We start from the raw sequence: 22,858 nt of genomic DNA, 5'->3' as shown, positions 1-22,858 counted from the left end.
TACTTCTTTCTTTGCAAGATTAAAGGTTAAAAGTATAGTTGTAGCATTTTCTTATATCTTATATCTTTTATTTACTCCTTTTAGAACTTAGCACTAACAGGGCTAAAAATATGGATAAATCTTAAAGAGGTCGTAAAATTGAATCCTAGCTCTTCTACCACGATTGAATGCCTACCTAATGAGATACTAGTCCCTATTTTAAAGTATTGTACCTCACCAGCCCTGTCTATCGTTTGTACAAGATGGCATCATCTGCTGGCTACCGAAGTTATGCCTTCTCTTTATAAGCAAATAGGTAAAGTACATGTCCCTCAAGGAGATGCTAGCAAGCAGGCTCTCATTTTAGACAAAATTTATAGGCTAAAAATGGGGCTTTCTATAATTGCTAAAGTAAATGCAATCTTTAAGCAAACCTTTGCTCTAGCTAGCTCTCTTTCACCTTTAGAATTAGAATTTAAATGGGTAACTGAGGAAAAAAGATATTTTACTCTGGCTAATTACTCCTCTTATCTGCTGAATATCAATCGCCTGTTAATGTGGAAAGCTCTACCTGGTGGAAGGGAGTACTTAGATCAAGAGAAAATCAAATATTTGCCTTTAGAAAAAAAAGGGGAGCTTTTTAAAAAGTGGATAGAAAGGTTTGGCAAAAATATTACTAGCCTAGGGATAACAAGAAGTGGCCTGACATTTTTACCTCCAGAAATACAGCACTTATCCAAGCTAAAACATCTTAACCTAGAAAATAATAAGCTAACATTTCTTCCAAAAGAAATAGGACAGCTATCCCAACTGCAACAACTTACCTTAAACAGCAACCAGCTAACAACCCTTCCCGCTGAGATAGGCCAGCTATTCAAGCTGATTGAGCTTAACATAAACGATAACTATTTAACCTCCCTTCCTTCGGAGATAAAACAGATAGCTTATCTGCAAGACTTGGACTTAAGCAGCAACCAGTTTACTGTTTTTCCCTTAGAGATAATTCATCTAGTTCAGCTTAAGTGGCTTTTTTTGCAAAGTAACCAACTTACCTCCCTTCCTGCAGAAATAAAGCAACTTTCTCAGCTAGAAATAATTAGCTTAGACCACAACCAGCTTGTCTCCCTTCCTACTGAGATAGGGCAACTCTCTCAGCTGGAAATAATTAACGTAGACCACAACCAGCTTTCCTCTCTTCCTGCAGAGCTAAAGCAGCTTTCTTATCTAGAAGATCTTAGCGCAATCAGCAACCAAATTAATACCCTTCCTACCGAGCTAGGACAGTTACCTGAAGGAGTAAATTTCAATTTAAAAAAAAATCCCCTAAAATCCATTTCAAATGAAATAAAGCAGCGCTTTAATCTTTAATCAAAAATTTTGCATCATAATTACCTAATGAGCTAAAAAAATGATTACTATGGGCAGAGAGCTGTAAAGATATAGAAAATTTTCCGACCTATCAATAGACATCATCTTCTAAAGTTTTTATTTGCTAAAGGAGAAAAAATTTTCTAACAGCGTTTTTATATCCTGCATTCTACAAGTTAATTTTTCTCGTAATCTAATCTCTGCCAAGGAGGCCTAAAACCAGTAAAACACCTCTTATGTTAGGGTTTAAATTAAGGATTAATTCTTTTATGCTTTCGTGTATAGGGCCTAAGGTAAAATCCAACTCATTAATTTTTATTAACTTAACACTTTTCCTGTGATCATAATCACCCTGGGGTCTGAAGAGACTACCTGACTATCATCATCCCTTGGGTAATTTTGCCACTCATTGCAAAACCAATTTTAAGGTAAGCAAGACCCGGGCTACTTTTCCCTCGTTTATGTTCTCACTTTCTTTGCTTTAAAAAGAACAAGATTAGCCTTTTCTAAAAAAATTTAAGGCAATTTTCAGTATAAATAAAAATAATATTCGGGAATTGCTGCAACCTGCGGAATGTGAGCCATATTCCCCTATTTCCAAGCTTAACGGCTTAAGGAGTTTCTCTCTAATATTTTCTTGTACATTTTGAGTCTTTCCCCTATTTTGCTTAAAAAACATGTATAACACTTAAAGGCGCCATTCAATGAATCCTAGCTCTTCTACTACCATTGAACATTTACCTAATGAAATACTAGTCCCTATTTTAAAAGATTGTGCTAACCTTTCCTTATTTAGTGTATGTGTAAGATGGCACCACCTCCTAGCTAATGAAGTCATGCCCTGGCTTTATAAGCAAATAGGTAAAGTACATGTTCCACAAGGAGATGTTAACAAGCAGGCTCTTATCTTAGATAGGATTTATAAGCTAGGAGATAGACTTTCTGAAACAGCAAAGGTAAATGCAATTTTTAGGCAAATCTTCGCTTTAGCTAGCTCGATTTCTCCTGCAGAGTTAGAATTTAAATGGGTAACTGAGGAAGAAAAATATTTTACTCTGCCTAATTACTCCTCTTATTTGCTGAACATCAATCGCCTGTTAATGTGGAAAGCATTACCTAATGGAAGAGAATACTTGGATCGAGAGAAAATTAAATATTTGCCTTTACAAAAAAAAGGAGAACTTCTCAGAGGGTGGATTGAAAGATATGACCAAAATATTACGAATTTAAGCTTAAGAAGCATTGGGTTGACCTTTTTACCTCCAGAAATAGGGCGACTTGCCCAGCTGCAAGAGCTTAACTTAAACAGCAACCAACTCACATTCCTTCCTGCAGAAATAGGGCAGTTATCCCAGCTGCAAAGGCTTTACTTAAACAATAATCAGCTTACATCCCTTCCTTCTGAGATAGGGCAATTATCCCAGCTACGAGAGCTTCACTTAAACAATAATCAGCTTACCTCTCTTCCTGCAGAAATAGGTCAATTATCTCGGCTCCTAAAGATTCCCTTACACCACAACCAGCTTACCTCCCTTCCTGCAGAAATAGGGCAGTTATCCCAGCTGCAAAGGCTTTACTTAAACGATAATCAGCTTACATCTCTTCCTTTTGAGATAGGGCAATTATCCCGGCTGCAAGTGCTTGACTTAGACAATAACCAGCTTACCTCCCTTCCCGCAGAAATAGGGGAGTTATCCCAGCTACAAGAGCTTCACTTAAACGATAATCAGCTTACATCCCTTCCTGCAGAAATAGGCCAATTATCTAGGCTCCTAAAGATTCACTTACACCACAACCAGCTTACCTCCCTTCCTGCAGAAATAGGCCAATTATCTAGGCTCCTAAAGATTCACTTACACCACAACCAGCTTACCTCCCTTCCCGCAGAGATAGGGCAGTTATCCCAGCTACAAGAACTCCACTTAAACAATGATCAGCTTACATCCCTTCCTGCAGAAATAGGGCAGTTATCCCAGCTGCAAAGGCTTTACTTAAACAATAATCAGCTTACATCCCTTCCCGCAGAGATAGGGCAGTTATTTCAGCTGCAAAGGCTTTACTTAAACAATAATCAGCTTACTTTCCTTCCGGCAGAGATGGGGCAGCTGTCTCCAATGCTAGAGCTTGGCTTAAACAATAATCAGCTTACTTCCCTTCCTTTTGAGATAGGGCAGCTATCCCAGCTGCAAGTGCTTGACTTAGACAGCAACCAGCTTACCTCCCTTCCTGCAGAAATAGGGCAGTTATCCCAGCTACAAGAGATTCAATTAAGCAATAATCAGCTTACTTCCCTTCCTTTTGAGATAGGGCAGCTATCCCAGCTGCAAGTGCTTGACTTAGACAGGAACCAGCTTACCTCCCTTCTTGCAGAAATAGGGCAGTTATCCCAGCTACAACAGATTCACTTAAACAATAATCGGCTTACTTCCCTTCCTAAAGAAATAAGGCAACTTTCTCAGCTGCGAAAGTTTGATTTAAGCAACAACCAGCTTACCTCCCTTCCTTCTGAGATAGGGCAATTATCCCAGCTACGAGAGCTTCACTTAAACAATAATTAGCTTACCTCTCTTCCTGCAGAAATAGGTCAATTATCTTGGCTCCTAAAGATTCCCTTACACCACAACCAGCTTACCTCCCTTCCTGCAGAAATAGGGCAGTTATCCCAGCTGCAAAGGCTTACATTAGGAAGCAACCGGCTTACCCTCCTCCCTGCAGAGATAGGACAGCTATCGGATCTGGAAAAACTTGACTTAAGCAGCAACCAGCTTACCTCTCTTCCTGAAGAAATTGGGCAATTATCTCGCCTGCAAAAGCTCTACTTAAAAAGCAACCAGCTTACCTCTCTTCATGCAAAGATAGGCTATCTTTCTCAACTGCAAGAGCTTGACTTAAACAATAACCAGCTTACCTCTCTTCCTACTGAAATTAGGCGGCTTTCTTGCCTGGAATGGCTTTGCTTAAGCAAAAACCAGCTAGCAAGCTTTCCTGCGTGGATAGGACAGCTATCCCAGCTGCAAGAGCTTGACTTAAACAGCAACCAGCTTACCTCCCTTCCTGCAGAAACAGCACTGCTCCCTGAGTATTTAGATCTTAAGTTAGACGGAAATCCGCTGGAAAACATACCAGAGGAATTAAAGCAACGTTTTAGGCTGTAGCTGAAAAGGTACCTGCCTTCCTCGCCTATAACGTTAAAAGGATAAATTGATAGGCTTAAAAAGTTTTAAAAATATAGAGAGCTTTTGGTTTACTATAGATGCGTAGGATCTAAAGGCCTATTTCTCTGCTAAAGCTAAGGAAAAATCTTCCAACAGCGTTCTATATTCCGCTATTTCCAAGCTTAACGGCTAAGGAGTTTATTTCTGATATTTTCTGGGGGATTTTGTCTCCTTCACCTATATTGCTCAAAAAGCAACTAAAAATATGTATGACACTTAAAGGCGTCCTTGGTGGAAAAGTGATTTCTTTGTTAGAGAAACTCTAAACATAGTTTTTTAAACAACACAACAGCACTGAACACAGCATTAATGCCCTCTCTTTATAAGCAAATAGGTAAAATGTACTTTCCTTAAAGGAGATATGAACAAGCAGGTTCTTATTTTAGATAGGATCTATAAGCTAGAAGATGGGCTTTTTGGAAGATAAAAAAGAGCTCTAAGGTGGAGATAAAGGTACTATACTGATCAGGCATTAAATGGATTTACAAAAAGAAAGTCCATAAATAGCTTTAGGAAAACCTTCACCGAGAACCTCTGCACAGCAATTCATGGTGTGGCCCGTCCTCACCTTATCTTTAACTAATAAAATCACCTTATCTTGCACATTAATCTCTTTTTTTAATAAGAAAGGATGGGTATTTGAATAATTTTCTCGCTGCTTTGTTTTTCCTTCCTCATCCTCATTCCATAAACTTTTATGCAAAAGGGATTGCACGGGGCGTTTCACTATCTCCCCTAGAGATTCTGCTAATAAAAGACTGGCATTATAACCTCGTGAGATACGCTGCGTAAAGGTTAAAGGTACAGGTACAATTAAATCGGGTAACGGCCATTTTAGGTTTAAGAGCTGTAAAACCATGTAAGCTGCTGCTCCTTGAGCAAGATAGGGTTGATTCTGAAGCTTATTCATCAAAGAAGCTGCCACACTTTGATCATCAAAGGCTGCTGCATATTTTTTTAAAATAGGGGTTTGCATAAAGCAAAGATAGCAAATACGATGTTCAGGTTCATACTCTATACTAAAGCAGCAGGGACAACGTTCTTCTATATCGATAAGAGTCAGTTGAAGAGCACACTTAAAGCAAAGGCCCCCTTTACCATGGCAAATAGGATCCGCACAATGCATGCACTTTAAAGGATAAATAAAATCGACAAAAGCAGCTAAAATATTGCCAAGCTTGGCCATTATCTTACAGGAAGCTCCTCAAACATTTTTTGCATTTGCTGCTCCATATAAACATTTATAGTAGAATGATATTCAGGATAGTTTAATTTAAACCATGCGTTCAACTTATGGACCACTTGCAAAAAATCTGGCTTACTATAAGCAAAATTTTTCATGCGTTCATCTTTTGTAAGCTTACCCACATCTAAATGTATAGCTCTATCTTGTACAAAGCCGGTATTATGCATGACACCATGATCTCTATCGTAAATGCCTTTGTGATATTCTAAGAGATAAAGATCAAAGATCTGTTGAATGCGTTTTTTTACCCCAGGCATATCGTGAGCACCCAGGAGGGTTATCATTTCTGCGCGAGTAGTATTAGCCTTCTCTTGAAGAATAAAAGGTACCTGATCTAAGTCAATCTGTCTTTCTATTCCTATTTTATCTTTAATCGTCACAATTTTATGTAAGTTAATACTCTTATTTAAATGGATATAAATCAGACCAGCCTCATGAGCATGAACGTTATACGCTAAGCGATAACCATCAAAAACGCTATTTAACAGTCTATGCTTGCGCTCTCTTTGCTTATCTTTGTAAGCTTTCAGCGGACCTATGGGAGGGATAAGAGAAATAAAAACAGAAGGTTTAAGATGCTTAAATTTAAAAAACTTGAGGATATATTTATCGTCTGCACTCTTAAAGGCATAGGACTGAGCCCCTTTTCCAACATAGTAAAATTTTTGATCCAAAATATTATTAAGTTGCTGTTGCTCTTCTTTAGGCAGAGAGGGAACCTCCCATTCTTGGCGATAAGGCATATTATAATTAATATTAGATAATCGAAAATCATCGGTCATTCTAAAATATAAGCGTGTTAAACCAAAGAGCGCTAAACTTATTAATACCACCCCTACCCATTTATTGGAGAATTTATTTCTTGTATTTTTAAAGAGCGTCTTGCACATGCTATTCTTCCTAGCCTCTGGATTAAAGTAAAAAAGTTAAATTATAAATTATCAGCAAGTATGTGTAAAGCATAAGTCCCTAGATGCCATGTTAATCAATCCTTCTTAACACGCTTTTTACATGAAAAAATCCCAATCCCTTTCAAACTTTTTTAAGTTAACGTTTTAGCTACTTTTAGAGCCAGTAGTTAGGCTTTAACTATCCCTATCCATCAAAAATACAAATGTTCTTTAAATCAAACTAATCAACCAGGCTTTCATTAGATGAATTGCTTTCACCTCTTGGATGAAGAGTATTTTAGTAAGCGATCGCAGCGGGCAGTGTTACTCAACCTTTTGACGCTGAATAAAAAATGCAAATTAAAAAACGCAGCACATAAAAGGTAGCTATCTGCGCGTATCATTGATTTTGCAGACGACCGCACAATCGCATCCGACAAGTTAGATCATCCATAACTGCCCACCAATTTTATCAAAAGCTTGGCAATCAAAAATCTATTAGCTGTTTACCCTACATGGTTTAGATGAACTAAAAATTATAATCTTTAAAAATATAACATGCCAGCAAAGGCTTTAAGAGCAATTAGCTTTTTATTGTTTAATAGAAAAATAATGGATAAAAACTCTACCACTGAAATTCAAAAAAATTTAACGAGGCCATTCTCTTCTCATCTTTTCGTTAATTTAAATTTTTTCATTTAATTTTTTCTTGCAGTTTTGGTACCCTCCAATTTTTACAAGGAATAGATATGCTCAGACGATTACTCAGTTCCCTCCAAAAGCTTGCTGAACCAGGCAGGCCTCTTCATAAACTGCATCCTTTAATTAATGCGAATGATACTTTTCTTTACGAAGCGGCTGTGAATACAAGGCGAGCTCCCCATATCCGAGATGCTATTGACGTGAAGCGCTGGATGATCCTTGTAGTTATTGCTCTGCTACCCTGTATTATGATGGCCATATGGAACACCGGTTTACTTAAATATGTCTATAGTAGCGGCGATTATAAATTAATGAATGAATATTTAGAGGCAAGTAAAAATTTCCATGCATATTGGGCTTTTGCTACATACAATAGCCGCTATATCCCTATTATTATGGAGGGGCTTAAAATCTTTCTTCCTCTAACACTTCTTTCCTATGCAGTGGGAGGCTTTTGGGAAGCTTTCTTTGCCTGCGTAAGGAAACATGAAATTTCAGAAGGGTTTCTCGTTACAGGTATTTTATATGTGCTTATCCTTCCTCCCACTATCCCTTATTGGATGGCAGCGGTAGGCGTTTCTGCCGGTGTAGTCTTAGGTAAAGAGATTTTTGGAGGCTCGGGCATGAATATTGTTAATCCAGCACTCGCATGCCGAGCGTTTCTTTTTTTTACCTTTCCTGGAAAAATGAGTGGCGACGTATGGGTAGGCTCTAATCCTACTATCATACGCGAAAGCCTGCTCAAAATGAATCAGGAAGGGCAGGCTACAGCCTTTGATGGATATTCACAAGCGACGAAATTAGCTATTTTTAATGTCCCTCAGGATATTAAACGTATTCATGTCGATACGATTGCTACTCATGCTATAGGCACAGATGTAAGCACTATCCAAACCATCCGTACACACTTTGATCAATGGAATTCCCTTACTCATCAAAATGCCACGCTAGGCGAGCTTACTATGGATCAGATAAAAAGCTTTGTAACCAGCCCTCTTGCTGAAGGAGGGTTGGGTCTTTCCAGTGGATATTATGAAGATGCCTATCACTTCTCTTCCTTAAATTATGGCCTGGGGAATAATCACGACTGGAGCTTTTTTCTAGGCAATAAACTAGGTTGCCTAGGTGAGACCTCCACTTTAGCTTGCCTTTTAGGCGCTCTATTTCTTATATGGACTGGCATTGGTTCATGGCGAACCATGTTAGGAATGTTGCTGGGCGCATTGGGGACTGCTCTTTTATTTCAACTCAGTTCAAGCTATTTATTCCCTAGCCAAGGAGCTTGGACAGCCGCCCAGTTTGGTTTTCCCGCTTATAAACATCTTTTATTGGGAGGGCTTGCTTTTGGATTGGTTTTTATGGCCACTGATCCTGTTTCTTCTCCGTCTATTCCTCTTGCTAAATGGATATATGGAGTTTTTTGTGGCATGGTAACTTTAGTCATCCGGGTCATCAATCCGGCTTATCCTGAAGGTGTAATGCTAGCTATTTTAATGGGCAATGTCTTTGCCCCTTTATTTGACTACTATGCCGCCAAGCACTTTAGAAAAAGGAGCATTAGCCGTGTCCGCATCCATTCCTAAAAAAGCTATGAGCAATACTTACACTATCTTTTTTATGATTGTTTTAAGTTTTGCCTGCGCTCTTATTTTATCGATTTTGGCAAGTGTCTTAGAAAAGCCTAAAGAAGTGGCCAAAGAGCTAGATAGAAGCAAGCAAATGATGATTGCTGCTAAGCTTTTGGATCACCAGGATTATTTCCTTGTCCAGGATTCTCAAGGGAATTACCTTTCTGCTAACTATGAAGAAGGAAAGTTAGTTCCTAGCAATTCTCCCCAGATGGCTACCAACCAGCAGCTGCTTGATATTTATAGCAAACGCATAATCCCTTTACTGGTAGACAAAGAGGGTAATATCAAAACTTTTGAGGAAGAAAAAATTAATTACAATGATTACCTTGTAGCTTACCGCAAAACGGGTTACTATCAACTACCTCTCATGCTGATTTACAAGATTCTTCCCAATTTGATTGATAAAGAGAGCAGCATAAACTCTGCAGCGGAAGGATATGTTATACCTATCAATGGCCTTGGCTTATGGGATGCTATTTATGGCTACCTAGCTATTAAACCTGATGGCAACACGGTAATAGGCATTTCTTGGTATGATCAGAAAGAAACGCCTGGCCTGGGGGCCAACATTTCGGAGGCCTACTGGCAGAGCCTTTTCCCAAATAAGCAAATCTTTCAGCAGAACGCTGATGGCAAAACTGATTTTAAGTCAGCGCCGCTCGGTCTTACTGTTATCAAAGGCAAAGTGGCCGAAAGCTTAGGCACTACCCCTAAAGCCAACAGTGCCGTTGATGGGATGGCAGGAGCTACTCTTACAGGTAATGGAGTTACAGATGCCTATCGTAATGTCCTTGCACCGTATCGCCCCTTTCTCATTAAGCTCCATCACACTTATTCTCTTTCACAAGAAAAAATACATGGCTGATAAAGAGACTCTCGCTGCCTTAAAAATTAAACGATAAACAAAGCAAGCCTTGAAACAAATAGTATTAAAGATTATAAGAAAATTCAACTGTGGATAAATAACATAGCACTGTCTTTTGCTTAAGGAGAGAGACCAGATGGTATCGACAAATGTAGCCGCTCGTTCATACTTGACTGCTCAGCTTTGGGGAGGCAATCAAATCCTAGTAGCGGTACTAGGTATTTGCTCAGCTTTAGGGGTTACGAATAGACTTTCTGTTTCGCTCACTATGGGCCTTTCGGTAGCATTTGTAACGGCCTTTTCTTCTTTGTTTGTTTCACTTCTTAGAAAAGTTACTCCTGATAGCGTACGCATGATTACCCAGCTAGCCATCATTTCTGTTTTTGTAATTATCATTGATCAATTCTTACAAGCCTATTTTTTTAACATATCTAAAGTTTTAAGCGTTTTTGTTGGATTGATTATTACTAACTGCATAGTCATGGGACGTACCGAGGGGATGGCAAAGAATGTAGGACCTCTCTATGCATTCATGGATGGACTAGGTGCTGGCTTAGGCTATGCATGGGTACTAATGGTAGTAGGTGGTATTCGAGAATTGTTCGGCTTTGGACAGCTGTTCGGCTACCAAGTTATTCCCTATAGTTGGTATGCGACAGCTACTCATCCCAATGGGTATGATAATTTTGCCCTGATGGTTAGCCCTCCAGCGGCGTTTTTTATTATAGGCGGCATGATCTGGGTATTTAACACCCCTAATAAGAACGAGGGATAAAAAGTTTATGTGGATGGGAAATTATGAGCCTTTAAATTTATTAGGCCTTCTTCTTCAAGCGATATTTATTGAAAATTTCCTTTTGGCTAACTTTTTAGGCATGTGCACCTACTTGGCCTGCTCGACCAAATTAAAAACAGCCAATGGGCTAGGCCTAGCGGTTGTGTTTGTTCTCACTATTTCCGGTATCCTCAATTGGTTTGTCCATCGTTTTATTACAGGCGCAGGAGCGCTCAGCTGGCTTTCTGTTTTTGGCCTTGAGGCTTCTCAAATTAACCTAGGCTTTTTAGAATTTTTACTTTTTATTTCTGTTATTGCGGGCTTTGTGCAAATCCTTGAGATCATCATAGAAAAGGTTGCCCCTGCTTTATATATGTCTTTAGGACTTTATTTACCTCTAATTGCTGTTAATTGTGCCATTCTAGGAGCCTGCCTTTTTGCCGTTACACGCGATTATCCTTTTTGGGCCAATCTCGTCTATGTTTTTGGCTCAGGACTTGGGTGGTGGTTAGCTATTGCGCTTATTGCCGCTATCCGTGAAAAGCTAGCCACTTCGAAGGTAATCCCTGCTCTTAGAGGAATGGGTATCACTTTCATGATGAGTGGATTAATGGCAATGGCTTTTCAGGGATTTACCGGGATTAAGCTAGCCATACCTACAGGTAAACCATCAAAGGCAGAAACGCAGATGATGCCATTTTCCCAGGTAGAAAAGATATATAGCGAGAATCCTTTAAAAAGCTGATAAGCCACGCCTATAGCAATTAAAAAACATACCTTTTAGCTTACTTGCCCTCTCCCCGCTATTTAAGAGACATTCTCTGAATTAACTCATTGAGCTATTCTCATTACCATCAGAAGTATCATAGCTAAGTAGAGGAATGCTTGGCTGGTGTTGGGTAAGGTCTCACAATCTCAGCTGCGGCATTTAACAAACCAGGCAAATGTTCTTTCTACTATTCATCTTTTTGCTTGTAGATGAAATCCTTTTAGCTTAGATCTTTTAATGGCTGTTAAATCAATACCATGCAAAGCTGCTTCTAATTTCATCTCTTCCCTGCTATACCCTGTATCGGCAAACATTTTTTTGGCCATAAAACTTTTCCCTGACAATAGCAAAATAGCGCTTTTAGCCCATCTCGTTCGCTACAAGCTGCGCTACTTACTACAACTGCTATTAACAGTCCCAAGTGATCCACCACTATGTGCCTTTTCCTGCCTTTAATTTTCTTGCCGCCGTCGTATCCGTAGAGCCCTTTTTTTTCAGCTGTTTTGATACTTTGGCTATCGACTATAGCCTGTACTTAAGCTCTGCTAACTTGCCTTAAGCTTTGGTAAAGCGATCGCCTTAAATAAGTATTAATCTGTTCGAATAAATGACTCTGTTTCCATCTTATAAATTGAGAACAGACCGATTTCCAAGGAGATAGATCATGCGGAAGATCTGTCCATTGACAGCCTGTCTTTAAGACATCCATGATGGCATTAAGCATCTCTTGTCTAGAGCGCTTAGGTAGCTTGCCAGCTTTTTTCTTGCATATGATAGGTTCAAGCCCTTGCCATTCTTGATTATTTAAATCGCTAGGATAAGGTTTTTTTATCCTATTAGACTCCTGGTTAAACAGCCTATATTTTAAGCGATTTTAATAATTCAGAGAATGCCCCGAACGCTAGTAAAATTGATTTTTAATTAATTTTTTTAGTAAATTAAAGTATTTTTGATTATTAATTTTAATTAGTCTATAATCGCATCAATTAATTAAAAACTTAATCATTTTATAGGATATTAAATGTCTAGTGTAACTTTAAGAGATTATCAGCCAGTTAATACATGGAAACCAGATTTAGAGGGCCCACAATGGAGAGATGGAGATCCTGAACATTTAATTGATATGACCACAGGAAGAAGATATTGGAATGAGTCTAAGGGTTGCGTGGGTTTTAAGTGCTTTTTGCTAACCCTGGGAACGCCTATTGCTCATTCAATTGCATCATTAGTAAATGTTGCTTATAGAATTGCGAAATTAGTTTCTTTTGCCCACTTCTGGATGGATAAAGAAGGTGAAAAACCTTATTCTTTCAAAGAAAGATTAAAAGATGCTGGAAAGCATGTGTTAAGAATTGTCACGACGCCAATCGCTTTGGTAGGTCTTGAATTAGCAGCCATATATGGAGTGTTCACTCCTTATAACGGTAGAAAGCTGTATGCTAGCATTGAAAGAGCCCAGTATGAAAACTTTATTTTAGCTCCTTGTTTTCAACCAGATCCGAGATATCATGCTTTAGGAGGAAATCCTCAAGAAAGAAATGCATTCTAATGGAAATCTATATCAAGAGATTCTTGAAATGCATTTTGCAAAATATTTATTTAATCGGTATTCGTGTTTTGAGCTTCTCTTTCCTCTTAAGTATTAACCTGTTCGAATAAATTACTTGGTTTCCATCTTAAATTAAAGAATAAATCGGCTTCCAAGGAGGAAGATCATGGAGAAGATCTGCCCATTGACAACCTGTTCTTAAAGCATAAAAGATGGCATTAAGCATCTCTTGTCTAGAATGCTTAGGTGGTTTACCAGCTTATTTCTTGCATATGATAGATTCATGCCCTTGCCATTCTTGATTATTTAAATCGCTAGGATAAGGTTTTCTCATCATATAAGACCCTGGTTAAATAGCCTCTATTTTAAACGATCTTAATAAGTCGGGAAGCGGTCACAGGGGTTATCAATTAATTTGTGATAAATAAAATAATTTTTAGAATTTATACTTACTTAATCATATATTGAGTAGTATACAACCTTCATACGAGCAACTATTTAAAGAGAATGCAGAGCTAAGGGCTGAGATTATACAGCTAAGAGCTGAAAATGCCCAGCTAGAAGCCTTAGCGAATAGACTAAAAAAGATAATCACCAAGCTTGAAGCACGTATTGCCCAGTTGGAAGAAGAACTTAATCAAAATTCCAAGAATAGCTCCAAGCCACCATCCACTGATCAAAAAGCTAATCGTTCAATTACTCCAAAAGCGGAAGTTTTGCCATAAGCTTTTAAAGCAGATCAAATATTTCCGTGCTTACTTGGAAGCTCCTGCTATTCCTATGATCAATAATGCCACCGAAGAATCTTTAAGAAATCTAGCCATTGCACGTAAGTTATTTCTCGGTAGCCAGTCTATCTATGGCAAAAGGTGGAGGGAGATGTTGCATAGCTGTATAGAAACTCTTCATCGACAAAGAAAATCTGTTCAAGATTTTCTAAAAGATGCTATCTAAGTAGGTCGTACCAAGCAACCTACACCTTCTGTTGTCTAAAAAAAACTTTTACATCTCGTGACCGTTTACGAATAGGAGCCCACTTACTACCTTACGGGTTTATCTCCAGTGATACCCTTCTTTCCTCGTCATCTATTTTAACTAAAAAATTAAAAATACAAATTTTTTTTTATAAAATGTATACATAATTAAAAAATTAATTATTATAATTAAATTAATAAGATCAATTCTTATTAAGAAAGTAAGTCTAGTAGGATGGAGGAAATGCATGAATCCAGAAAAATTAGGCATGCGCTTGGACGGCAATCATCAATATTTCCTTAACTCAACAGAGCAGACAGCCTCGAATGAAAAAGAAAAAGGTATCCAAAACCAGGAAGCGCCCGCGGAAGTTGAAGAAAAAGAATTAGAAGCAACAACCTCTACGATAGATAAAAAAAACACCTTAGAGCTTGAGGCAAAAAAGCGGCATTTGGAAGTCCAACAAGCTTTACCAAGGAATGAAACTACCGGTGAGCGTCCAACCAAAAAAGTCAAAGCAGAGGCTACTCAAAGTAGTGCCTTAGATAAAACAGAAGATATCTCAAACAAACCTTTGAATCCTCAGCCCTTCTATGAAGCAATAGAAAAGTGTTTTGGCCAAGCAACAGCTAAGAAAAACATCCCTAAGATTAACCAATTAATTACTCAACAAAAGGTGAAGACAGAAAGAGAACTTGCCAATGTTATCTTTAATATGGTTTCTAATAAATTTGGATTGGATAAGCCAGTGACGGGAGAAGAAATTAAGAACATGCATGCCGCTTTGTTTGAAGAACCTTTAAAAGAATTTAGCGAGCATTTTTCTTCATTAAAACAAATCCCAGAAAAACCTCATGTAGCCTATCTTGTGAAAAGTCTATCTGACTGCTTTCAAGCTCTTTCTGCATATAAGACATGTGAGGACGCTTCGCAAGCAGCAAGGGACTATCTTGCCAAAAAACCTAACCCGGCCAGCTATCATCCAGGGTTGCCAGGATTTTTAAGGGACTGCCCTCCAAGCAAAATACCAGAACAACTTAGAAAGATAAAACAAATGAACGAAGAGATTGGTAATATCTTTGAGCAAGCTTATGAAAAGTACCAAAAAGAAAGCATCGATTACCAAGAGGGGCTAAAACAATTTCCTCTTCTAAGTACTCACGCTCTCGGAAGCACAAATGTTAACGAGACATACATTTTACAGGCTAAGGGCCAGCAACTTTTTATATTCAAGCCCTGTATACAAGACAATTTTAGCCAAGATCCTACGATGGGTAGCAGAGAACAAGCAGCTTCGGGTGTTAACTCAAATGGCTTGTTTCCTATTCCAAAGACAGTACAAATCAATTTTAACAACTGGCAAGGCTCAGCTCAGCTTTTTCTTCAAGACGCCAAAAGCACCTCCGAAATAGAGCAAATGCAAGCAACTGTCTCCAATCGAGAAATACACGCTCTGGCTATTTTTGACCTTATCTTTGGCAATGGCGATAGACATTCAGGCAATATCTTATACAAAGCCATAGAAAACACCTCTCCCGTTCAATATAAAGCTTATGGTATTGACCACGATCGCTGCTTTAAAGGCATAGGAGAACCCTTGAAAATGGAGTATTTGTCTCACCCTGCATTTAAGAGACCATTCGATCAGAATTTAATAAAATTAGTGGATAATAAAGCAAGAGAAGGCTATGCAAAATATATGCAAAGCCGCGAGATGCCAAAAGAAGCGCTTGAATGGATGAATGAAGCTTGCCACACCTTAGAAAAAGCCATTAAAGAAAATAAAAACTCTTTAGGGATAGTCAAGCAACTTATGGAAAAGTGGAATCAGAAGCTTGAGGGGCAGGAGGAGGGTTTTGATGATTATTAATCAAACTCTCCGCTTTTATAAAAAAATAATAAATGCTAACTTTAAATAAAGTAATTGAGAGAAAAAATATGCAAATAAAGCTTTTAATTAATCCGCGCAATCAAGCTATAGCAGCGGAGTTAATCCCGGATGTAGAAGTAAAGATTCATGAGAAATGGATGCTTGATGCTATTACTGCTTCGGGAATTACTGTTTCCAAAGAGTTTAAAGAGCAATATCATACTGGCTGGTATATTTATCCCAATGAAGATAAAGCCATTTTTGCTAAAGTTTTTGAGCAATTTTACTTTATCCATGGATTGCAGCAACAGGGTTATTACTGGAGAGAAAAAGATGAGTATGATCAGCTTTCCCCGGAGGAAAAGCTAGCAAAGATTATTAGTTTAGGCTAGGCAAACTTTACTGAAAAGAGTAGTCGCTAGACAAATAATAGACCACTTTTTCTAAATTTTTTTTTACCATGTAGGATTTCGAAAAATCTGTTTTATTGGATACATCATCCATTGCTCAAGAAAATTTGGCATAGTATTCAGAGGAATTCATAAGCCTATCAAGCTCTTCTAAATTATCCATTTCTATCTTATAAAGCCAGCCCTCCTTTTCAGGTGAGGTATTTACTAGGTCTGGTGCCGAAGACAGAGCAGTGTTAACCTCTGCAATGGTGCCTGAAACAGGGGAATAGATATCCGTAGCAGCTTTAGTAGATTCAAGAACAGCAGCTTCTTCGCCAGCCTTTGCTTTTTTGCCAATTCTCGGCAATTCTACATAGACGATCTCGCCCAATTCTTTCTGTGCATGCTTAGAAATGCCTACAGTTCCCACGCGATCTGTAACTTTAATCCATTCATGCGTATCAGCAAATTTCATTTTTTCTCCTAGAAAAAAAGCCATTTTTATAATTTTAATTTGCACTAAGTTAAGGAGGTTACCTTTTTACCGCATTTCCCAACTTTAAATCTTTATAACTTGCACGATCTTTTAAGCGGCATCCCTATAATAAAAATGTTAGATCATTGAACAATCTCTACTTTCCTAATCCCCCAGGGGTCCCTCCTAGCTAGCTCGGATTTATGCTTATGGCGAAATGGGTTCCTTTTTAGCATTTATTTAAAGAATCCTATGTCGCCATGGATAGTTTAGAAAAAATGGTTTTGTCTCTACTTAACCAAGCTTAAACTGCTCCACAAGGAAGGTTGTTGTTCAATTTGAAAGTCACGAGTGATCACCGAAAAATGTTGGGGAGAATCATTTTTACGATTAACTCTATAAGTAAACCCTAAGCGATCAAATTGCTCGGGATCGTAGCCGACCAAGCAATGGCTAGGAATAGAAATTTTCAGTGTATAACTTTGAGAAGAAAGCTGGCTGCTGACTTTCAACTCGTTAGAATCGCAAAGTTCATGCTTATCTTCGGTTCTAAAGCGTGTCATTTCACCCGCTTGGATGCCATCAACAGCTTCTGGTAAAAAGAAAAAATGATGGCAAAAGCGTGTGTTAAATCCGGATGTTTTCACATCCCGAGTATCAATCATCAATTCGACACTATCGCCTCGGCTTATATCAGGATGATAAGCTTGCTTAAACGGCTGTAAGACTGCCACTAAGCACTCCAGACCTTGCTCATTCCATCCTAAAGAAACTTTAGCAAAATGCTCTTCCCCACAAAGGTGGCTAGTATCTGCTAGCAAATACTTCTGGCCGCTAATACCTTTAGGAGCATAATGACAATCACCTTTCAATTGAAAAAAATTAACTGGTGATAATGAGAATGATTCTTCTTCAAACATATATCTTTAATTTAAGCCGCTTTAAAGAAAAACTTTAAGAACCTTTTAGCCATTGCTTCAGCCTGCCTGCTTGGCTTTTAGGAGTCCTAATGAATTTTCTTTAAAGCATTTAATTTTTATTCTTCTTTAGCTTTATTCATGTAATCAAGTGACAAAGCTTTCTTTTCTTTAAGCATCTGCAGCAATTTTTGCATATAGATACGCTGTCCCTCAGCAGAGAGGACATTATACAATTGATGTACTTTGGGCCCAGCCGCTGCGCTAGCGGAAGCTTCTCTTTTTTCCAGGTGGAAAAAATTGATATCTCCATTTCCAGGGGTATTGACTTGGCTCCATGCCCCCACTTGCATAGCAAAAATTTCATAAGCATCCAAATCACTGTTTAAGTCGCTACGTAAGCCGCGATAAGGTGTTTGGATTAACTTCCATTGATTCTCTAAAGGCTGGCGTTTCGCTAGCTTCTCTGAAGGCGCTTCCTGAGCGGTATAAATCCACTTTTGCGTATTAGAAGGATCTTTTTCCAAGCTAGCGCGAACCTCACGCATGTAAGCATATAAACGCAAGGAAGCCAAGTAATCTCCTAAAAAAATAGAAGGTGCCGGCTGAGGAGCTGTAGCTTTCCTATAATCTGTTTCAATAGCTTTACGTATTTTTGCAAAATATTGATCTGCTACAAGATCCTGTACATCTGTTAAAGGTTTCCAAGAGCCATCAGTTTTTCTATAGTGTGAAGGCTCCTTCTCACGAATTTTTACATAATAAGCTTCTAACTCTTTCTGCAGTAAGGGCTCTAATACATCTTGCTGCTCTGCTTCAGCAAAGGTCATAATTTCTTGCTCAGAACCCCGATCAATAACCTTTATACAATAGCAGGTGAGATTATCAGGAGAGTACTGCATAAGCTTTTCTGCTGCTGAATTGATAGCTTCTCCTTGCAAAGAAGCTTGCTCTAATAGCTGTATAAGTTCTGGCCGTTTTTCTCCCACAGCAAAGGCTACTTTGCCGCCTTTAATGCCAATTGATACCTCGCTTTTCTTAACAGCGGCCTTCTCTAATGCTTGCTTTATCCATTCAGGATGTAGATCAACGATGGCAGTGCGAGCAAAAGCATCCACTAGCCCTCTGGTTTTATCGTCTAAACTATCTAAAGCTAAGAAGCGTTCCTCGCGGGTGGCCCCTTTTCTAATCCCTAATTCTGGAAATTTCTTTTTTAATATCTCCCAATTGTGCTCTTCAACTTCCCAATCCCAGGTATCTTTAATGCTGACTTTAGCTTGAAGATCTCTTTTATTTAATTGTGCTACCTCCAGAATATAGCGCTTATGAAGCAATTCGGGAAATTTTTTAGCTAGGGCTTCTGGTGTTAAAAATTTAGTCGGTAACATTAAAAGGTTCATTGTATCTTCTGGTCGCTGGCTGACGGCGTTAAGATAAATTTCTAGCTTTTGCAGTTTGCGATAACCATCCATGCGCAAACTTTCCGGTAATTGAAAAATTTGCCCTATCACTCCTTCCTTGGTATATCCTTGAAGTTTTGTGATGCTAAATGGATCTACGACTAGCGCATTACCAATATCATGGAAAAGACGGCGAAATAACAAAACATCTCGCCAAACTTTTATTGCTTTATTTTGGTCCATTCCCATGCGGCGTAGCTGCTCATCGAAGTATTGCTGAAGGTTAGCTACTCCTAAATTAGGGTTGTTTATATTTTCCTCATAACTTTTGGCAGCATGTTGCATCAACTCCGCTAAAGCTTCTTCTTTCGAAACACTGTAGCCTTTTTGTTCAGCTATCTTAGCACTATTGAGAATGAATTGAGCAATAAGACGCACAAAACGAGGACCAAACCAATCTTCTGCCGTATGGTATCCAAAAAGAGAAAGGTCTTGATAATCAAGATTATCATCGGGAGGCAGCCAAGAATACTGTCTTTCTTGATAGCGTAAAACTTGCCTTAATAAGGGGGCTGGAAATTGCTTTTCTTGTAGGAACAAACTTATACGCGCTTGCAATGCCTCCCTCTCCACGGGATTAGTAGTGGCCTGCAAAGAATTATAATTAGCCTTCATCTGAGGAGCAAAGTAAGACCAGGCGGACTCGACATTGATAAATCCGGCTTGCGGATGACGGTAAAGAGAAAAGCGTTTTTCTTTTTCAGACCGCGCTCTTAAATCTTTTGCCAGCTCATCAGAATAGTGTGATGCCAACATCAATCCCATTCCACTTTCTAAGAAATCTTTATATATAACCCCATCATTTAAGAAATTAGGCCCCCAAACTCCTCCTAAAAGAAGTTTATCATGCCTATCGGTGCTAATAAAATTAGATAGCTCATCCAGCTCTAAACGTTTTACCGCAGTACCATCTATGGCGGTAAAAACCGTTTGCTCATGGGGATATTCGATGTTAAGCGTGTTAAAAGTGCCGAAGAAAGAAAATGAAATGACAATCATTACCGTAATGACAATGAAGAAATAACGCTGATGCTTTCGTAAAAATTCTAACATGATTATGGCTATCTCCTTAAAAATCAGAAAGAGAAGATCCTAACAAAAAAGCTGCTTTCTCTCAAAGGATATCTCTTTTCTTCTTTTTAATTAGGTAAGGGCCTTCACCTAATTTTCTTAGTTACTAACTTTTTTGAAATTAACCCTACAGAGAGGAGAATTTAAAGAAGACTCAATTCATAGGCAGGTAGGAATATTTTTTTAACCTCTCAAAACATACTATAAGAGAAGCTTCTTATTCTCAATATTTACCCTGCTATAAACATGCTTATTTTCTGACCGCGTATGAAACACGAAAGCATGATCCGAGCTAATGCTCAGTTCATTAAAAATCTCTCTATATTCCCGCTCATTCTTTTTTAACAAGTTTTTTCAAATTGTAGAACCAGTAAATGTCGTAGCTGGTGGCGAATCTCTTCTAATTGGTTAGCATTAGCCCCTTCTTCTAAAACATAGCTATAACTTTTCATCGCTTCCCACACCTCCGTTCCTTTTTTTAGCACAGCTTTAAGCAATGACTCATCAGGCAAAGCAATAGATAAAGTACCTTGATGTAAAAAGCCCTCACGGGTACGCCGTTGTGCCGCCCCACCGATCTTTTTACCCTCAACCATGACATCATAAATGGTAGGCTTTGCCATGCAAAAATGACGGCAAAGTTCATGGGTAGAAAGAGGTTCGATCTTTAAAAAAGCAGTAACAATTTCATTTTTAAATGCTTTTACCGCCTCGGCCACCTGCTGGTTCACCCAAGCATAATTATCAAGCGTGTTTAAAGAATAGCAGGGATGTTTAGCAGGTATGATCACTGAGAAAGCTAGATCGGTTAAATGGAAAACTATTCCCCCTCCTGTCGGCCTTCGCCCTAACTGCAGTCCATGCTTTTGCATTCCTGCAACATCTAAAAAAAGCAAGGGATTAATAAAATATCCATAAGTCGCACAAGGGCCCTGCCAGCCATAAAAACGCAGGATAGGATTTGCCGTGCACCCAATATTTTGCAAAAGTTTTAAATCCTTATCCATATTGTTTTGAGCAGTATCAACGGCGTCCTGAAGAATGGTCCACTTCATTTTTTAAGCCTGTACTTTAATTTCAAAATTTTAATAGAGAAAGATTTAGCAATTTATTAACTTCGGATAATAAGAGGATTGAGCTTATCGGATAATCTATCGCCGAAAACATATCCTCGATGTTTTAAACTATGCGTATGGGGATCTTGATCATTTAACACATAGATTGATCTTGGCTCAGCATAAGCAATCATCAAATAACGTCCCCCTTTCGCATGGGAAAGATAACTCAAATCAAGAGGAAGATCGGACTTAAAGAAAACCCCATTGCCCAATGTTTGGGGAAGAATAACAGGCGGAATTTCAAGCGATAATGAAGGTTGCAAACAAATAACAAGGCCACACACTAAGGGCTGCACACAACTTTTATCTTGTAGAGAACCTACACTTTGTAAAAATTGATTGTAAAGAGCATTTGCGTTTACGTTAGCTTGCCCCGATTGACCGACAAGCAACTGATCATACCCTATACGTAGCCCTCGTGCTTCCATCAATTCCAGAGCAATTTCTGCTAAGCGTCGATTTAGCACCTGTTTCTGGATTCGCTCATCTTTTCGATAAAGGTCGTGCCCGCAAAGAAATATATCTTCAGCATTTTGCAATTGCAGAGCAATATTTTTAAAAGTTAGAGAAAGAAGGTCATCAATTGCCGTATTAAGCTGTTGAATTTGCTCTAAGGAAAAAAGACCATCAAACTCAATGGTCCCATGTTTGTAGAAATAATCTCTATGAGATTTATCGGTGGCTAGTTTCATTATGTTTAAAATTTGGGTTAGATGTTTGCAAAGTCTAGACAAAAGAATAACATAAAAAACAGTTAATTATCTTGAGAAATATACTTTTTTTCAATAGCCGCTTGTAGCAAAAATTAAAGATTTACTAAAAGCTACCCTAAAAATAAAAAGTGGAGTAAAATTTAACCTATGAACGCCTACCATGAACTCATAAAACGTGCTACCGAGATAGAGCATAAGATTGGTTATACCTTTAAAGACCGAACTTTATTAGCTTTAGCTTTTGTTCATCGATCTTACGTTAACGAAAACAAAGAAGTGGGGAAGCACAATGAACGCTTAGAGTTTTTAGGAGATTCGGTTCTAGGCATGCTCATTGCAGACTATCTTTATCGCTACCTACCCTCCACCTCGGAGGGTGAACTCTCTGTTCTTCGTTCCCGTTTAGTAGAAGCCAGCTCCTGTTTTAATTATGTGCAAAAGTATGATTTAGGCCAGTATTTACTTTTAGGAAAGGGCGAAAGAATGAATGATGGGCGAGGACGTGAATCTATTTTAGCAGACTTATTTGAAGCGATTATTGGAGCCATTTACTTAGATGGAGGCTTAGAAGTCACCACGCAATTTTTATTTAAAAATTTTTCTGCGGAAATCGAAGCTATATTAAAGATGCCTCTGCGCAATTTCAAAGCCCTTTTTCAAGATTACTGCCAGAAGAACTTTCAACAAACCCCTACTTATAAAGTTCTAGGTGAGGAAGGACCTGATCACAGTAAAATTTTCAAAATATGTGTGATGGTTCATGATCAAGCTAAAGGATATGGACACGGCTCCTCTAAAAAAGAAGCTCAGCAAGCTGCTGCTGCAGATGCACTCGCTCACTATCGCGTTATTGCTATTTAAAAAAATTAAAGAGGCTT

General features: G+C 38.5%; 20 protein-coding genes and 1 pseudogene. 12 read left to right on the top strand and 9 right to left on the bottom strand.

All coding sequences use genetic code 11. The annotated features are described in order from the left end of the window. Positions 1–138 precede the first annotated feature (138 nt). On the top strand, positions 139–1,347 hold the full coding sequence (locus NEOC84_RS04860; protein WP_166155994.1) for a leucine-rich repeat domain-containing protein: 1,209 nt from the start codon (positions 139–141) through the stop codon (positions 1,345–1,347). Positions 1,348–2,051: 704 nt separating this feature from the next. Then, positions 2,052–3,905 (top strand): leucine-rich repeat domain-containing protein, encoded by a 1,854-nt coding sequence (locus NEOC84_RS04855; protein ID WP_166155992.1) that lies wholly within the window; start codon positions 2,052–2,054, stop codon positions 3,903–3,905. A 1,129-nt stretch (positions 3,906–5,034) separates the two neighbouring features. On the opposite strand, the gene NEOC84_RS04845 is transcribed toward NEOC84_RS04855, so the two are convergent. Beyond that, entirely contained in the window at positions 5,035–5,748 is a 714-nt protein-coding gene (locus NEOC84_RS04845; RefSeq protein ID WP_166155990.1) for a ComF family protein, read from the bottom strand. Continuing rightward, positions 5,748–6,698 (bottom strand): hypothetical protein, encoded by a 951-nt coding sequence (locus NEOC84_RS04840; RefSeq protein WP_207391802.1) that lies wholly within the window; start codon positions 6,696–6,698, stop codon positions 5,748–5,750. The genes NEOC84_RS04845 and NEOC84_RS04840 overlap by 1 nt, the downstream gene beginning before the upstream one ends. Positions 6,699–7,447: 749 nt before the next feature. Between NEOC84_RS04840 and NEOC84_RS04835 the strand changes: the two genes are divergently transcribed. The 4 genes from NEOC84_RS04835 to nqrE all read left to right on the top strand — a co-directional run bounded on the left by NEOC84_RS04835 (position 7,448) and on the right by nqrE (position 11,416). Continuing rightward, positions 7,448–8,983 (top strand): Na(+)-transporting NADH-quinone reductase subunit B, encoded by a 1,536-nt coding sequence (locus NEOC84_RS04835; RefSeq protein ID WP_166155988.1) that lies wholly within the window; start codon positions 7,448–7,450, stop codon positions 8,981–8,983. After that, complete coding sequence (gene nqrC, locus NEOC84_RS04830; protein ID WP_347566647.1) at positions 8,964–9,896, top strand: NADH:ubiquinone reductase (Na(+)-transporting) subunit C; 933 nt, start codon at positions 8,964–8,966, stop codon at positions 9,894–9,896. Before NEOC84_RS04835 ends, nqrC begins: the two co-directional genes overlap by 20 nt. A 136-nt stretch (positions 9,897–10,032) precedes the next feature. Next, positions 10,033–10,671 carry an NADH:ubiquinone reductase (Na(+)-transporting) subunit D gene (gene nqrD, locus NEOC84_RS04825; RefSeq protein ID WP_166155986.1) on the top strand — a complete coding sequence of 213 codons (639 nt, stop codon included), beginning with the start codon at positions 10,033–10,035 and terminating at the stop codon, positions 10,669–10,671. A 7-nt stretch (positions 10,672–10,678) separates the two neighbouring features. Further along, the gene (gene nqrE / locus NEOC84_RS04820) at positions 10,679–11,416 is read left to right on the top strand and encodes an NADH:ubiquinone reductase (Na(+)-transporting) subunit E (RefSeq protein ID WP_242678199.1); all 738 of its coding nucleotides are present in this window, start codon (positions 10,679–10,681) and stop codon (positions 11,414–11,416) included. 215 nt (positions 11,417–11,631) lie between these two features. On the opposite strand, the gene NEOC84_RS10080 is transcribed toward nqrE, so the two are convergent. Further along, positions 11,632–11,766: a hypothetical protein gene (locus NEOC84_RS10080; RefSeq protein WP_278248309.1), complete on the bottom strand. Its 135-nt coding sequence runs from the start codon at positions 11,764–11,766 to the stop codon at positions 11,632–11,634. A 209-nt stretch (positions 11,767–11,975) separates the two neighbouring features. Next, a complete protein-coding gene (locus tag NEOC84_RS04810; protein ID WP_347566650.1) occupies positions 11,976–12,272 on the bottom strand; it encodes a transposase in 297 nt (98 codons plus the stop codon). A gap of 189 nt (positions 12,273–12,461) precedes the next feature. On the opposite strand from NEOC84_RS04810, the gene NEOC84_RS04805 reads away from it, so the two are divergent. The 5 genes and pseudogenes from NEOC84_RS04805 (at position 12,462) to NEOC84_RS04780 (ending at position 16,226) form a co-directional block, all read left to right on the top strand. After that, complete coding sequence (locus tag NEOC84_RS04805; RefSeq protein ID WP_166155984.1) at positions 12,462–12,989, top strand: hypothetical protein; 528 nt, start codon at positions 12,462–12,464, stop codon at positions 12,987–12,989. A gap of 464 nt (positions 12,990–13,453) precedes the next feature. Beyond that, positions 13,454–13,675 (top strand): annotated as a pseudogene (locus NEOC84_RS10155) (DUF6444 domain-containing protein); the annotation flags it as partial. Continuing rightward, entirely contained in the window at positions 13,590–13,943 is a 354-nt protein-coding gene (locus NEOC84_RS10150) for a transposase (protein ID WP_347566646.1), read from the top strand. The pseudogene NEOC84_RS10155 and the gene NEOC84_RS10150, both read left to right, overlap by 86 nt. Positions 13,944–14,211: 268 nt before the next feature. Next, the gene (locus tag NEOC84_RS04785; RefSeq protein WP_166155978.1) at positions 14,212–15,834 is read left to right on the top strand and encodes a hypothetical protein; all 1,623 of its coding nucleotides are present in this window, start codon (positions 14,212–14,214) and stop codon (positions 15,832–15,834) included. A 68-nt stretch (positions 15,835–15,902) separates the two neighbouring features. Then, the gene (locus tag NEOC84_RS04780) at positions 15,903–16,226 is read left to right on the top strand and encodes a hypothetical protein (RefSeq protein WP_166155976.1); all 324 of its coding nucleotides are present in this window, start codon (positions 15,903–15,905) and stop codon (positions 16,224–16,226) included. Positions 16,227–16,341: 115 nt separating this feature from the next. Here the strand turns inward: NEOC84_RS04780 and gcvH are convergent, their stop codons facing one another. The 5 genes from gcvH to NEOC84_RS04755 all read right to left on the bottom strand — a co-directional run bounded on the left by gcvH (position 16,342) and on the right by NEOC84_RS04755 (position 21,959). Beyond that, complete coding sequence (gcvH, locus tag NEOC84_RS04775) at positions 16,342–16,725, bottom strand: glycine cleavage system protein GcvH (protein WP_347566649.1); 384 nt, start codon at positions 16,723–16,725, stop codon at positions 16,342–16,344. A gap of 266 nt (positions 16,726–16,991) precedes the next feature. Beyond that, complete coding sequence (locus NEOC84_RS04770) at positions 16,992–17,621, bottom strand: sugar-binding protein (protein ID WP_166155971.1); 630 nt, start codon at positions 17,619–17,621, stop codon at positions 16,992–16,994. A 116-nt stretch (positions 17,622–17,737) separates the two neighbouring features. Further along, entirely contained in the window at positions 17,738–20,131 is a 2,394-nt protein-coding gene (locus tag NEOC84_RS04765; RefSeq protein WP_166155968.1) for a hypothetical protein, read from the bottom strand. Between the two features lie 359 nt (positions 20,132–20,490). Continuing rightward, positions 20,491–21,204 carry a lipoate--protein ligase family protein gene (locus NEOC84_RS04760; protein ID WP_166155965.1) on the bottom strand — a complete coding sequence of 238 codons (714 nt, stop codon included), beginning with the start codon at positions 21,202–21,204 and terminating at the stop codon, positions 20,491–20,493. A gap of 56 nt (positions 21,205–21,260) precedes the next feature. After that, entirely contained in the window at positions 21,261–21,959 is a 699-nt protein-coding gene (locus NEOC84_RS04755; protein WP_166155962.1) for a hypothetical protein, read from the bottom strand. A gap of 168 nt (positions 21,960–22,127) precedes the next feature. Between NEOC84_RS04755 and rnc the strand changes: the two genes are divergently transcribed. After that, positions 22,128–22,841, top strand: coding sequence for a ribonuclease III (gene rnc, locus NEOC84_RS04750; protein ID WP_166155959.1), 714 nt, complete (start codon positions 22,128–22,130; stop codon positions 22,839–22,841). Positions 22,842–22,858: the final 17 nt, after the last annotated feature.

The organism is Neochlamydia sp. AcF84 (assembly GCF_011087585.1).
GTDB lineage: Bacteria > Chlamydiota > Chlamydiia > Chlamydiales > Parachlamydiaceae > Neochlamydia.
Note: the sequence above shows the minus strand (reverse complement) of the source record. Positions and strands in the feature narration are given on the sequence as shown.